This window comes from Paenibacillus sp. FSL R7-0345 (assembly GCF_038595055.1).
Classification (GTDB): domain Bacteria; phylum Bacillota; class Bacilli; order Paenibacillales; family Paenibacillaceae; genus Paenibacillus_AQ.
Window position 1 is genome coordinate 73,145 of sequence record NZ_CP152002.1, and the last position, 14,356, is coordinate 87,500.

Consider the following 14,356-nt stretch of genomic DNA (forward strand, 5'->3'; position numbering starts at 1 on the left):
GCGATGATGACTAGACAGGAGCGTGCACTGCGCAATACAGTTGTTATCCTGGCAGTCGGCATCATGGTGCTCGGCGGATTGCTGTTCTGGAGCCTGCGGGCTATGGCTATTCTCAAGGGAGATGCTGTAGACGGAGAGACGACAGATGTCGCCGCTGCAGGCGGACAGCCGGTAACGGACCGGGAATGGATGGATGAGCTCAAAAAAAAGCACGGGGATGAAGTGCTGCTGGCTATGCTGAATCATATCGTAGTCGATAAGGAAGCCAAAGCGCTTGGCATTATTGTAACGGATGCGGATATTGAGGAGGAGCTTAAGCGTACTATGGCCGGATATAGCTCCGAAGAGCAGTATTACGCACAAATGCAGTCGGAGCTCGGACTATCCCGACAGGAGGTTCGTGAAGAGGCCGTTTACCGGCTTACCCTGCAGGCGGTGGCCACACAGGGAATCACAATCACCGATGCAGACATTGATGAATTTCTGGCAGTCAATGCTGAGCGCTTCGCTCCCAAGAAGCAGATGCAGTTATCTATAATTAGAGTTAATACTTACGAAGAAGCGGATGCTGTAATGGACCGGCTGGAGCAGGGTGAGGATTTTATCGCTATGGCCAAAGAAGTTTCGACTGACGCCGAAAGCAGAGAGAATGGCGGAAACATTGGAATGGTGGAGGAAGATGACCCCTTCTGGCCGTCTGAGCTGCTGCGGAGGGCGGCAGGGCTTGAAGCCGGTGATATCGCCGGCCCTTTGCCGGTCGGTGAGGACTATGCTGTAATCCGCCTTGACAACATCATCGATCCTCCCGAAACGGATGAGACGGAAATCAGGGCAGAGGTGCGGCGGGAGCTGGCACTGGAACAGGCTGCCCCGTTACAGCAGGTGGAAAGCGACCTCCGCGCCAAATATGAGACAGCGATATATGTTGACAATGGCCGGCAAGATTGATAATATGAGGATAAATGTAAAACCTACTGTTTTAGTCGGGAATGATTGGCGGCAGATGATCGAAGAGAGCCGCTATACAGCGTTTTAACTTGGCGCTGCGGTATTGAGATCCTGGTGCAGGAATTATATGCTGAAGACATCCGTCACAAGTTACATACTCATATATCATTTACTATTCCAAGGAGGTTTTTGCTCATGGCTAAAGTCGTTAACAGTGTAACAGATCTGATCGGTGGCACACCGCTTGTCCGTTTGAACCGTATTGCTCCGGAAGGTTCTGCTGAGATCTATCTGAAGCTGGAATATCAGAACCCGGGCTCCAGTGTTAAAGACCGCATCGCCCTCAGCATCGTTGAAGAGGCTGAGAAGGAAGGTCTTCTTAAGCCGGGCGGAACGATTGTAGAAGCTACAAGTGGTAACACGGGTATCGGACTTGCGCTGGTGGCAGCTGCCAAGGGTTATAAGGCCATTATTGTTATGCCTGAGACGATGAGCCTTGAGCGCCGGAACCTGCTTCGCGCCTATGGTGCTGAACTCGTACTTACCCCGGGTTCCGAGGGTATGAACGGTGCAGTTAAGAAGGCTGAGCAGATTCTGTCCGAGAATCCGGACTACTTCCTTGCTGATCAGTTTAAGAACAAAGCCAATCTCAAGATTCACCTGGAAACCACAGGTCCTGAGATTGTTGAAGCTATCGAATCCATCGGCGGACCGCTTGATGCTTTCGTTGCAGGCATTGGTACAGGCGGAACAATCTCCGGCGCCGGTGAAGTGCTCAAGAAGCAATATCCTGATGTGAAGGTATATGCTGTTGAACCTGCAGCTTCTCCGATTCTGGCCGGCGGCAAACCAGGCCCGCACAAAATCCAGGGGATTGGTGCAAACTTCATTCCTGAGATTCTGAACCAGAATGTTTATGATGAGATCATTCATGTTGAGAACGACGAAGCCTTCGAAACGGCTCGCCGTGTAGCCAAAGAAGAAGGCGTACTGTCCGGTATCTCCTCCGGTGCAGCTGTGTTTGCAGCTCTCAAAGTAGCCAAAGAGCTTGGTGCAGGTAAAAAAGTGGTTGTGGTTATTCCAAGTAACGGCGAACGTTACCTGAGCACACCGCTCTACAACTTCGAAGTTTAATACTTGACTAACGTTTACCGGAGCCTTCCTATCTGCTTGTACAGGGATAGCGGAGGCTCTTTTTGGTATATCCTTTAGGAGAGAATAAAGGTTCATTTTTATTACGGGAATGTTTTTACACGAAAATCTGCTTTAATTTACTGAAATCAGCAGCAAGGGGTTTCAAAGCAGCCGGAAGTACAGTATACTGACAGGCAATAAACGATGAAATGACTGGAGAACAGGCTAATAATACTTTTAGGAGGACCGCTTTGGAGATATTAACAGCGTATCAGGATTGGGAGCATTGGAATGCTGGAAACAGCTGGAGCCTACTCCCCTTAATTATAAAATCACCGCAGGGCTTGCCGGGTCTGCCAGCCTTATGGAAGGCGGCGTGGAAACAGGCCTCCCCTTACTCTGTAGTGCTGGAGAGCGGAAAGGGCGGCCGGTATACCTATCTGGGGCTGCAGCCGGTTTCTGTGCTGGAGGGCAAGGATGGCCGGGCTGAAGTGATCCGGCTGCCGCAGGAAGCAGCAGATGGCTCTGCCGGGGCCAGCCGGCCGGAACCTGCAAAGCTGCAGGGCAATCCGCTGGATGTGCTCCAGAGCTGGATGCAGGCGTTTACTTCACCGCGCGCAGAATTATCCGGACTGCCTCCGTTCGCTGGCGGCTGTATCGGTTATCTCAGCTATGATGTAGTCCGCTCGCTTGAGCTGCTGCCTTCACTGGCTGAGGACCATCCGGGATTTCCCGATTATCTGTTTATGCGCTTCGAGGAGCTCTGGATCTATGACAGTCAGGAAGAACGGCTTTATTGCAGTGTCCATACTCCATTAACGGAGGCGGCCAGAACAAATTCGTCTGTCCTGCAGGAGCTTTACTCCGGGGCAGTGGCACGTGCTGAAGGCATGCTAAAGCAATGGGAGCTGCTCTTTATTGCTTCTGTACCTGAGGAGCATTCACTGACAGAAGCCGGAGACATTGTTGCTGCTATTGAGGAGAATGCTGAGCTTACCGGACAATGGCCGGGCATGCAGTCAGCCTTCTCTTCCGAGCAGTTCCAGAAGGCCGTGCTGGAGGTCCAGGAATACATCCGCCAGGGCGATGTATTCCAGGTAAACCTTTCGCTGCGCCAGGAGGCGCAGCTGAAGTCCCCGCCGGAGGATGTTTACGAATGGCTGCGCAGGCTCAACCCGTCCCCGTACATGGGGCTGCTCCGCTCGCCCGGCTTCGCGCTCTCCAGCGCTTCGCCGGAGCTGCTCGTCAAGCTGCACGGGGACAAGGTCTCTGCCCGCCCCATTGCCGGGACCCGGCGCCGGGGCCTTACTCCCGCGGAGGATGCCGCCATGGAGGCGGAGCTGCGCGGGAGCGAGAAGGAGATCGCCGAGCATATCATGCTTGTCGATCTGGAGCGCAACGACATCGGACGTGTCGCTGCGTACGGGTCGGTCAGCGTGCCGGAGCTGCTGACCGTCGAGCGATACTCGCATGTAATGCATCTCGTCTCGCAGGTGGAGGGGCGCATCGCCTCCGGCAAGGATGCTTATGACGTCATGGCCGCCTTGTTCCCCGGCGGTACCATTACCGGCGCGCCCAAGGTGCGCACGATGGAGATCATCGAGGAGCTGGAGCCGGTCCGCCGCGGACCTTATACAGGCTCGATGGGCTGGATTGACTATAACGGAAATATGGAATTAAATATTATAATAAGAACACTGGCAGTGAAGGATGGAACAGGCTATATCCAGACAGGGGCAGGGATCGTAATTGATTCCGATCCGTACCGGGAATACCGGGAATGCCATAACAAAGCCAAAGCAGTGGTAAAGGCGGTTCTCTGCAGCGAGCTGCAGTACGAATCCCGGGCCGCGAGCGTAGCCAAAGGGGGAGCAGCATTATGATCTTGGTTATCGATAACTATGATTCCTTTACCTATAACCTGGTGCAGTATTTAGGCGAGCTGGGGGAAGAAGTAAAGGTACACCGCAATGATGAAATTACAATCGGGGAGATTGAAGCAATGGCGCCCGATCATATTCTGATTTCGCCGGGACCGTGCACGCCGAATGAAGCAGGCATCAGTCTTGAGCTGCTGCAGCATTTCAAAGGCGTAATCCCTATTTTTGGCGTATGTCTGGGCCATCAGGCTATTGGACAGGCATTTGGCGGCAATGTCATCCGTGCAGAGCGTCTGATGCACGGCAAAACCTCACCAATCTATCATAACGGCACATCGGTCTTTGAAGGTCTGGAGTCACCGTTTACAGCTACGAGATACCACTCGCTGATTGTAGAACGCGAAAGCCTGCCGGACTGCCTGGAGATTACCGCCGAGACAGCGGAAGGTGAGATTATGGCGCTGCGTCATAAGGAATATCCGATTGAAGGCGTGCAGTTCCATCCGGAATCGATCATAACCGATCATGGACATACGATGCTCCGCAACTTCCTGAAACGGAGAGCCGGCGAACCGGCATGAAATATATAGGATTGAACCATATTGTAGTTGAGGCCAAAGACGCCGTGGTGTCCGCTCTGGATCACGGCTTTTTGTACGGCATGGGCCTGTTTGAAACCTTTCGCACCTATAATGGGGTTCCTTTTCTGCTGCAGCGGCATCTGGACAGGCTGGCTGACGGCTGCAGGCAATTGGGTATACCGTTTACTGCAGATGAAGCTTCCTTACTCGGATGGATCAAGCAGGTAATGGACGCTAATGAGCTGCAGGAGGCCTATATCCGGTATACCGTTACTGCAGGTGAGGATATTCTGGGGCTTCCGGCGGGAGAGTACCGCCAGCCTAACCATCTGCTGTATATCAAGGAGCTGCCAAAGCTGAATCCGGCGCTGTACGTGGAAGGCAAGGGGCTGCAATTACTGAATACACCGCGCAATACCCCGGAAGGGCCGGTGAGGCTGAAGTCGCTGCATTATATGAATAACATTCTGGCTAAGCGCGAGCTTGCCGGATACCCCTCAGGCGCCGGCGGAGCGGAAGGTCTGATGTTGACCGGGCAAGGCTTTGTTGCCGAAGGGATAGTCAGCAATATCTTTTATATCAAGGATGACGTTCTCTATACCCCTGATATCAGAGCAGGTATTCTGCCGGGAATTACCCGGGAAATGGTGCTCAGGCTGGCTCCGGAAGCCGGTCTGCAGACAGAGCAGGGCTTCTACCGCTGGGAGCAGCTGCTGGCGGCCGATGAGATTTTTTTGACGAATTCCATACAGGAGATTGTTCCGGTAACTTTGCTATGGCAGGGTAACGAGCCTTTTCAAGCAGGTAAAGGCTATTGCGGAAGGAACACAGCCGAGCTGATCAGGTTATACAGAGAAAGGACGGAAGCGCTGAGATGAAACCTGTTATTTATAAGCGGACCTATCGTTTCCCGGATAGTACGCTGACCCTGGGCAACCGGACATTAATTATGGGCATCCTGAATGTAACGCCGGATTCCTTTTCAGACGGAGGATTGTGGGCTGATCCCGACCGGGCAGTGGAGCATGCGCTGCAGATGGCTGCAGAAGGAGCCGATATTATTGATATAGGCGGAGAATCGACGCGGCCGGGGCATGAGCCTGTGAGTATGCAGGAGGAGCTGGACCGGGTGCTGCCGGTAATTAAAAGCATTCACCGCGCCGCGCCGCACCTGATCCTTTCTATAGATACGTATAAGGCAGAGGTTGCCCGTCAGGCAATCCTTGCGGGAGCACACATCATTAACGATGTATGGGGAGCTAAGGCAGACCCGGCTATGGCACGGGTAGCTGCTGAAGCGGGATGTCCAATTATTCTGATGCATAACCGTAATGACCGTAACTATCGCGATTTACAGGCAGATATGTCTGCTGATCTTACAGAAAGCATCCATTTAGCGCTGGCAGCCGGAGTCAAGCCGGAGAATATTATTCTTGACCCTGGAATTGGCTTTGCCAAGGACTTTTCTGAGAATCTGCAGGCAATGATGGCACTCGACAGTCTCTCCGCAATGGGTTATCCGGTGCTGCTGGCGACCTCGCGCAAAAAATTCATCCGTACCGTGCTGGATCTTCCGGCTGATGATGTAATTGAGGGAACCGCTGCGACTGTAGCTTTCGGAATTGCCCAAGGCTGTCAGATCGTGCGCGTGCACGATGTGGCGAATATCAGACGTACCGTGCAAATGTGTGATGCAATGCTCTACTCCTCCTCTCCTCAAATGCGGGAATAACCCGGATGACGGCTGCGGATTATTTTAAATGAAAAGGCAGGTGCTTTATATGGACAAAATGAAGCTGCACCGCATGGAATATTACGGATATCACGGGGTGTTTGAAGAGGAACGCAAGCTTGGCCAGCGCTTCTATGTGGATCTGGAGCTGGATATTGATCTTCAGGCGGCCGGACAGAATGATGACCTCACACAGACCGTAAATTATGCAGAAGTGCATTACACGGTTAAAAATATTGTCGAAACGAAGTCCTTTAAATTAATTGAAGCTTTGGCAGAATATATTGCATCGGCGTTACTCGACACTTATACTATTATCAATGCTGTAACGGTTAAAGTAACCAAGCCGCATCCGCCGTTCGACATTCACTTTCAGGGAGTGACTGTAGAGCTGTACAGAACGAGAAAGTGAGACAGGTCCATGACTATACATTCCACCTCTGAGGCATCAGAGGCTTATATTGCTTTGGGGGCTAATTTGGGTAACCGCGAGGAGACCCTGAAGGAAGCTTTGCACAGGCTTGATCACCATGAGGCAATTGAAGTCGTACGCTGCTCCAGCATTTATGAGACAGAGCCGGTCGGGTATCTCGATCAGCCGCAGTTTTTGAATATGGCTGCTGCGCTCCGTACTACACTTGCCCCGGAAGCGCTGCTCCGGGAGATGCTGGAGATTGAGAACCAGCTCGGCCGTGTCCGGGATATCCGTTACGGTCCGCGGACAGTGGATCTGGACTTATTGTGGGTTGAAGGCCAGACTTTGGATACACCGGATTTAACGCTGCCGCATCCCCGGATGATGGAGCGGGCCTTTGTGCTGGTTCCGCTCAGTGATATAGTTCCGCAGGATCATTCGGCAAGTTCGCTTTATAAGCAGCTTACTGCAGCGCTTCAAGATTTGGACGGAAAGGAAGGAATGCGCTTGTGGACATCAAAAGAATGGGCAGACGGGTCAGAGCATTCCGGAAATTGAAAGGCTACACCCAGCAGCAGCTGGCGGATTCTGTCGGAATTTCCCTCGCCGTACTGGGGGCAGTAGAGCGGGGGAACCGCCGCTTGGAGGATAAAATTTTAAATAAAATTGCGGATGTTCTCGGCATATCAGCCGAAGAGCTGGCCGATCCCTCTCTTTAAGACAGAGATTCTTTATGCGGAAGGCATTTATATACAACAATATTTTAAGGAAGTGAAAAAGCATGCTGAAAATCGGCGGTATTGAAATGAAGAACCAGGTCGTTCTTGCACCGATGGCCGGGGTATGTAATCCGGCTTTCCGCCTGATTGCCAAGGAATTCGGCACAGGTCTGGTCTGTGCGGAAATGGTCAGTGACAAGGCGATCCTGCACGGCAATAAGCGTACGCGTGAGATGCTGTTTGTCGATGAGCGGGAGAAGCCGCTTAGCCTGCAGATTTTTGGCGGTGACCGGGCGTCTTTGGTCGAAGCGGCGAAGGTTGTCGATAAGGAGACCAATGCGGATATCATTGATATCAATATGGGCTGTCCTGTACCCAAGGTGACGAAGTGTGACGCCGGTGCGCGCTGGCTTTTGAACCCTGACAAGATTTACGAGATGGTGTCGGCTGTTGTAGAAGCGGTGGATAAGCCGGTAACCGTCAAGATGCGGATCGGCTGGGACAGCGAGCATATCTTTGTTGAAGAAAATGCGCGTGCGGTTGAACGTGCCGGAGGCCAGGCGGTCAGTGTACACGGGCGTACCCGTGAGCAGCTCTATACCGGGCGTGCCGACTGGAAATATATCAAAATGGCCAAAGAAGCAGTATCCATTCCGGTCATCGGTAACGGCGACGTCAATACACCGGAAGATGCGCGGGCAATGCTCGACCAGACCGGCTGCGACGGTGTCATGATCGGCCGCGGTGCACTTGGCAACCCGTGGATGCTGTACCGTACTGTGCAGTATCTGAACACTGGCGAGCTGATGCCTGAACCGGGTGCAGAAGAGAAAATCAAGGTAGCGATTCTTCACATGGACCGTCTGATCGCCCTCAAGGGTGAAGCGGTAGCTGTACGCGAAATGCGCAAGCATCTGGCCTGGTATCTCAAAGGGTTCAGAGCCGCGGCGCGGGTGAAGGATCACATCATGGAAGGTACGGAGCGGGATGAAATGGTGCGGATTCTGCATGATTTTGTCGACCAGCTTAAAGCCGAAGAGGATCAGGACAGTGATGCTACACTTATGGCGTTGTAATATTAATTAAAGGGACGGATGCGGGCTTCGCATCTGTCCCTTTTTTCCGTGAGCGTAATTTCCTGCTGATTGCTTAAGTGTACCTGTACGATAAATGTCGAATGATAGGTATTCCAGACGCTATAACTTAGGAATTGCCTGAATAAACGGTGTTTCTCGTACGTCATTGACATTTAGTAGCGGTTCCAATATAATTTCTCAGTATAAAATCGCCGTTACAGCAGTGTTAATGCACAGGGAGGGTTCTTAACCCTTCGGATTCGCATATAGTATGGTGTTTTCAATAAATGTATACGACAGGAGAATCGGTTAAGATGAGCGAGAAAGAAGTCATCCTTACGCCGGACGGACTTAAACGTCTGGAAGAAGAACTGGAGACCCTTAAATCTGTTAAGCGCCGCGAAGTGGCCGAGCGGATTAAAGTGGCAATCGGATACGGTGATATCAGCGAGAACTCGGAGTATGAGGATGCGAAGAATGAGCAGGCTTTCATTGAAGGCCGGATCATCACTTTGGAAAAAATGCTTCGTAACGCCCGGATCATCAATAGCGATGAAATTGTTACCGATGTAGTAAGCGTCGGAGTTACTGTCAGCGTTGAAGACTTGGAATATGGCGACGTAATGGAATATACGATCGTCGGAACAGCTGAATCGGATCCGCTTAACAACAAAATCTCTAACGAAAGCCCGGTTGGCAGAGCCATTATGGGTAAAAAAGCCGGCACTATCGTCGATGTCAGTGTTCCTGCAGGCGTTATTCAATATAAAATTCTTGATATCTCAATGAAGTAACTAACTGTTACACCCCTGAAAGCTTCCTTAGGGAAGCTTTTTTCGGATTTTGCACTGAAACGGACTGCCCTTGCCTTAGGCCCGGGGAGCCGTTTCTTCTTATGTATATGACATGATGGTTTTAGAGAGGATGAAGGTACATGACTGAAGAATTGAATACAGCAGAAAACACGGAGAAAGAGCTTAGCGAGCTGCTGCAGATCCGCCGTGCCAAATTGGACGAGCTGCGCGGGCTTGGAATCGATCCATTTGGTAAAAAGTATGAGCGTACAGCAGGAGCAGGAGAGCTTCTGGCCAAATATGACGGACAAACCAAGGAAGAGCTGGACGAGCTTGACCTGAATGTAAGCATTGCCGGCCGTATTATGGCTAAACGGGTAATGGGAAAAGCAAGCTTCGCCCACATCCAGGACCTCAGCGGTAAAATCCAGATTTATGTCCGCCAGGATAGTATTCCTGAAGAACAGTATGCGGCGTTCAATGTTCTCGATCTGGGAGACATTATTGGCGTTCGCGGTACCTTGTTCAAGACCAGAACAGGTGAAACCTCGATTAAAGCAAGTAACCTGGAGGTGTTGTCCAAATCCCTTCTTCCGCTGCCTGAGAAATATCACGGCCTGAAGGATGTTGAACTGCGCTACCGTCAGCGTTATGTAGACCTGATTATTAATCCTGAGGTACAGCAGACCTTTATTGCACGTTCCCGGATTATCCAGTCAATGCGCCGTTATCTGGATTCCCTTGGTTATCTGGAGGTTGAAACGCCTACTCTGCATGCGATTGCCGGGGGAGCCGCGGCACGTCCATTTATCACTCACCACAATACGCTCGATATGCAATTGTATATGCGTATTGCTATTGAGCTTCACCTGAAGCGGCTGATTGTCGGCGGCCTGGAGAAAGTCTACGAAATCGGCCGTGTTTATCGTAATGAGGGGATTTCCACCCGCCATAACCCTGAGTTTACTATGATCGAGCTGTATGAAGCGTATGCAGACTACAAGGATATCATGCAGCTGACAGAGAATATGATTGCCCATATCGCCCAAGAGGTGCTTGGCAGCCAGCAGATCAACTATCAGGGCCATGAAGTTAACCTGTCGCCGGGATGGCGCCGTGTAACTATGGTCGATGCTGTCAAAGAAGTGACAGGCGTTGACTTTGGTGTTCATATGACAGATGAGGAAGCACAGCGTCTTGCCAAGGAGCACCGTGTTCCGGTTGAGAAGCACATGACCTTTGGTCACATCTTAAATGCATTCTTCGAGCAGTTTGTAGAAGAAACTCTTATTCAGCCTACCTTTGTTATGGGGCATCCGGTTGAAATCTCCCCGCTGGCTAAGAAAAATGACCTTGATCCGCGGTTTACAGACCGGTTCGAGCTGTTTATCGTAGCCCGTGAACATGCCAACGCGTTCAGCGAGCTGAATGATCCGATTGACCAGCGCCAGCGCTTTGAAGCACAAATCCATGAAAAAGAGCAGGGGAATGACGAAGCTCATGAGATGGATGAAGATTTCATCCGTGCGCTTGAGTACGGTATGCCGCCTACAGGCGGACTTGGAATCGGCGTGGACCGCCTGATTATGCTGCTTACCAATGCAGCTTCCATCCGTGATGTATTACTATTCCCGCATATGCGCAACAAAGACTAATTTCATATTGTTTGGGGGGCTGCGCCAGCAGCCCCCTTTTGTTTAGTGGGTATTTCAGCAATGTTTTAATTAGAGATGATTAATTCGAAAATAATGCTTGCATTAAATCTATATACATGATATATTATATTTCTGGCCAAGAAATGCTGAAAAGCATCGACGCCAAGCTCGAAAAAAGAAATTAAAAAAGAGCTTGCATCGAACGGCTGGATATGATATAGTATAAGAGTTGCTGACGACGAGAGCATGAAAGTCAACAACGAGCTTGATCTTTGAAAACTGAACAACGAGTGAGTATCTGGAGATCACTTCGGTGAGAGCCAAAAATTGATGATTTTCACAGCGTCTTGTACGCTTTTGGAATTCATCGTGAGAATGTAAATTCTCGTCAGATGTTTCAAAATGAGCAATCGCTCTTTTCGATAGTTTTCGGATGGTTATTTCCTCGGAGTCATTCGGGTGAGGTAGCCGCTCGGAAAAACCTTATTGGAGAGTTTGATCCTGGCTCAGGACGAACGCTGGCGGCGTGCCTAATACATGCAAGTCGAGCGGAGCTTATCCTTCGGGGTAAGCTTAGCGGCGGACGGGTGAGTAACACGTAGGCAACCTGCCCCTTAGTCTGGGATAACTACCGGAAACGGTAGCTAATACCGGATAATTTCTCTTTTCGCATGAGGAGAGAATGAAAGGCGGAGCAATCTGCTGGTAAGGGATGGGCCTGCGGCGCATTAGCTAGTTGGTGGGGTAACGGCTCACCAAGGCGACGATGCGTAGCCGACCTGAGAGGGTGAACGGCCACACTGGGACTGAGACACGGCCCAGACTCCTACGGGAGGCAGCAGTAGGGAATCTTCCGCAATGGGCGAAAGCCTGACGGAGCAACGCCGCGTGAGTGATGAAGGTTTTCGGATCGTAAAGCTCTGTTGCCAGGGAAGAACGTCCGGTAGAGTAACTGCTACCGGAGTGACGGTACCTGAGAAGAAAGCCCCGGCTAACTACGTGCCAGCAGCCGCGGTAATACGTAGGGGGCAAGCGTTGTCCGGAATTATTGGGCGTAAAGCGCGCGCAGGCGGCTATTTAAGTCTGGTGTTTAAACCTTGGGCTCAACCTGAGGTCGCACTGGAAACTGGGTGGCTTGAGTACAGAAGAGGAAAGTGGAATTCCACGTGTAGCGGTGAAATGCGTAGAGATGTGGAGGAACACCAGTGGCGAAGGCGACTTTCTGGGCTGTAACTGACGCTGAGGCGCGAAAGCGTGGGGAGCAAACAGGATTAGATACCCTGGTAGTCCACGCCGTAAACGATGAGTGCTAGGTGTTAGGGGTTTCGATACCCTTGGTGCCGAAGTTAACACAGTAAGCACTCCGCCTGGGGAGTACGGTCGCAAGACTGAAACTCAAAGGAATTGACGGGGACCCGCACAAGCAGTGGAGTATGTGGTTTAATTCGAAGCAACGCGAAGAACCTTACCAGGTCTTGACATCCCAATGTAAGCATTAGAGATAGTGCCCCTCTTCGGAGCATTGGAGACAGGTGGTGCATGGTTGTCGTCAGCTCGTGTCGTGAGATGTTGGGTTAAGTCCCGCAACGAGCGCAACCCTTGACTTTAGTTGCCAGCAGGTAGTGCTGGGCACTCTAGAGTGACTGCCGGTGACAAACCGGAGGAAGGTGGGGATGACGTCAAATCATCATGCCCCTTATGACCTGGGCTACACACGTACTACAATGGCCAGTACAACGGGAAGCGAAGCCGCGAGGTGGAGCCAATCCCAGCAAAGCTGGTCTCAGTTCGGATTGCAGGCTGCAACTCGCCTGCATGAAGTCGGAATTGCTAGTAATCGCGGATCAGCATGCCGCGGTGAATACGTTCCCGGGTCTTGTACACACCGCCCGTCACACCACGAGAGTTTACAACACCCGAAGTCGGTGGGGTAACCCGCAAGGGAGCCAGCCGCCGAAGGTGGGGTAGATGATTGGGGTGAAGTCGTAACAAGGTAGCCGTATCGGAAGGTGCGGCTGGATCACCTCCTTTCTATGGAGAATCGTCACCTGCAACGGTGACATTCAAATCGGAAGCTAAGCTTCCAAAACTCAGGTTTAGGCCTGTTACTCACTCGTTGGTCAGTTTTGAGAGTTTAAGCTCTCAGCAGTACCTTGATCCTTGAAAACTGGATACCGAAACGAATTTGCGTTTTAGAACATCTTTTAGCTGAAACTTGTGTAAGCAAGTTGAAATAGTTATTAGTTGATGCGAATTTTTCTGCGAAGGAAATGACGATCTTGAATTTATTCAATGGTCCGATATTTCTCCTCCGGAGAAAATCGAGGTTAAGCTAATAAGAGCACACGGAGGATGCCTAGGCGCCAGGAGCCGACGAAGGACGTGGCGAACAACGAAACTGCCTCGGGGAGCTGTAAGCAAGCTTTGATCCGGGGGTGTCCGAATGGGGAAACCCAGCTGTGGTAATTCGCAGTTACTCACATCTGAATACATAGGGTGTGCAGAGGCAGACCAGGGGAACTGAAACATCTAAGTACCCTGAGGAAGAGAAAACAATAGTGATTCCGTCAGTAGCGGCGAGCGAACGCGGAACAGCCTAAACCAGGGGGCTTGCTCCTTGGGGTTGTGGGACGTCTCACATGGAGTTACAAAGGAATATGGTAGGCGAAGAGGTCTGGAAAGGCCCGCGATAGAGGTAAAAGCCCTGTAGCCTAAACTGTGTTCTCTCCGAGACGGATCCCGAGTAGTGCGGGGCACGTGAAACCCCGTATGAATCCGGCAGGACCATCTGTCAAGGCTAAATACTACCTGGCGACCGATAGTGAAACAGTACCGTGAGGGAAAGGTGAAAAGCACCCCGGAAGGGGAGTGAAATAGAACCTGAAACCGTGTGCTTACAAAAAGTCAGAGCCCGTTTTATGGGTGATGGCGTGCCTTTTGTAGAATGAACCGGCGAGTTACGTTTAACATGCAAGGTTAAGGTGAGAAGCCGGAGCCGCAGCGAAAGCGAGTCTGAATAGGGCGATTTAGTATGTGGACGTAGACCCGAAACCGTGTGATCTACCCCTGTCCAGGGTGAAGGTGCGGTAACACGCACTGGAGGCCCGAACCCACGTACGTTGAAAAGTGCGGGGATGAGGTGGGGGTAGCGGAGAAATTCCAATCGAACTCGGAGATAGCTGGTTCTCCCCGAAATAGCTTTAGGGCTAGCCTCGGTGAATGGAGTGATGGAGGTAGAGCACTGATTGGGTGCGGGGCCCGCAAGGGTTACCAAGCTCAGTCAAACTCCGAATGCCATTAACTTCTTGCCGGGAGTCAGACAGTGAGTGCTAAGATCCATTGTCAAAAGGGAAACAGCCCAGACCATCAGCTAAGGTCCCCAAGTGTGTGTTAAGTGGGAAAGGATGTGGAGTTGCACAGAC

Annotated in this window: 12 protein-coding genes and 2 rRNA genes (1 of these 14 only partly in view); all 14 read left to right on the forward strand. The window is 51.4% G+C overall.

Annotated elements, in window-relative coordinates:
• The first annotated feature begins 3 nt into the window (after positions 1–3).
• Entirely contained in the window at positions 4–948 is a 945-nt protein-coding gene (locus tag NST84_RS00340) for a peptidylprolyl isomerase (protein WP_342563727.1), read from the forward strand.
• A gap of 195 nt (positions 949–1,143) precedes the next feature.
• Entirely contained in the window at positions 1,144–2,082 is a 939-nt protein-coding gene (cysK, locus tag NST84_RS00345; RefSeq protein ID WP_342563728.1) for a cysteine synthase A, read from the forward strand.
• A gap of 251 nt (positions 2,083–2,333) precedes the next feature.
• Positions 2,334–3,965, forward strand: coding sequence for an anthranilate synthase component I family protein (locus NST84_RS00350; protein ID WP_342563729.1), 1,632 nt, complete (start codon positions 2,334–2,336; stop codon positions 3,963–3,965).
• Positions 3,962–4,543, forward strand: a complete 582-nt coding sequence (pabA, locus tag NST84_RS00355) for an aminodeoxychorismate/anthranilate synthase component II (protein WP_342563730.1) — start codon at positions 3,962–3,964, stop codon at positions 4,541–4,543. The genes NST84_RS00350 and pabA overlap by 4 nt, the downstream gene beginning before the upstream one ends.
• Positions 4,540–5,421: an aminodeoxychorismate lyase gene (pabC, locus tag NST84_RS00360; RefSeq protein ID WP_342563731.1), complete on the forward strand. Its 882-nt coding sequence runs from the start codon at positions 4,540–4,542 to the stop codon at positions 5,419–5,421. The genes pabA and pabC overlap by 4 nt, the downstream gene beginning before the upstream one ends.
• The gene (folP, locus tag NST84_RS00365) at positions 5,418–6,275 is read left to right on the forward strand and encodes a dihydropteroate synthase (RefSeq protein WP_342563732.1); all 858 of its coding nucleotides are present in this window, start codon (positions 5,418–5,420) and stop codon (positions 6,273–6,275) included. The genes pabC and folP overlap by 4 nt, the downstream gene beginning before the upstream one ends.
• Positions 6,276–6,324: 49 nt before the next feature.
• A complete protein-coding gene (gene folB, locus NST84_RS00370; protein WP_342566305.1) occupies positions 6,325–6,687 on the forward strand; it encodes a dihydroneopterin aldolase in 363 nt (120 codons plus the stop codon).
• Between the two features lie 9 nt (positions 6,688–6,696).
• Entirely contained in the window at positions 6,697–7,248 is a 552-nt protein-coding gene (gene folK / locus NST84_RS00375) for a 2-amino-4-hydroxy-6-hydroxymethyldihydropteridine diphosphokinase (protein ID WP_342563733.1), read from the forward strand.
• The gene (locus tag NST84_RS00380; RefSeq protein ID WP_342563734.1) at positions 7,200–7,409 is read left to right on the forward strand and encodes a helix-turn-helix transcriptional regulator; all 210 of its coding nucleotides are present in this window, start codon (positions 7,200–7,202) and stop codon (positions 7,407–7,409) included. Before folK ends, NST84_RS00380 begins: the two co-directional genes overlap by 49 nt.
• A gap of 62 nt (positions 7,410–7,471) precedes the next feature.
• Positions 7,472–8,485, forward strand: coding sequence for a tRNA dihydrouridine synthase DusB (gene dusB / locus NST84_RS00385; RefSeq protein WP_342563735.1), 1,014 nt, complete (start codon positions 7,472–7,474; stop codon positions 8,483–8,485).
• A 314-nt stretch (positions 8,486–8,799) separates the two neighbouring features.
• Positions 8,800–9,279, forward strand: a complete 480-nt coding sequence (gene greA, locus NST84_RS00390) for a transcription elongation factor GreA (RefSeq protein WP_342563736.1) — start codon at positions 8,800–8,802, stop codon at positions 9,277–9,279.
• A 140-nt stretch (positions 9,280–9,419) separates the two neighbouring features.
• Positions 9,420–10,934 (forward strand): lysine--tRNA ligase, encoded by a 1,515-nt coding sequence (gene lysS, locus NST84_RS00395; RefSeq protein WP_342563737.1) that lies wholly within the window; start codon positions 9,420–9,422, stop codon positions 10,932–10,934.
• Positions 10,935–11,417: 483 nt separating this feature from the next.
• Positions 11,418–12,965: ribosomal RNA gene (locus NST84_RS00400) — 16S ribosomal RNA — on the forward strand.
• Positions 12,966–13,259: 294 nt separating this feature from the next.
• Positions 13,260–14,356 (forward strand): 23S ribosomal RNA (locus NST84_RS00405); it runs 1,829 nt beyond the window's last position.
• The 16S and 23S rRNA genes sit together here, the layout of an rRNA operon.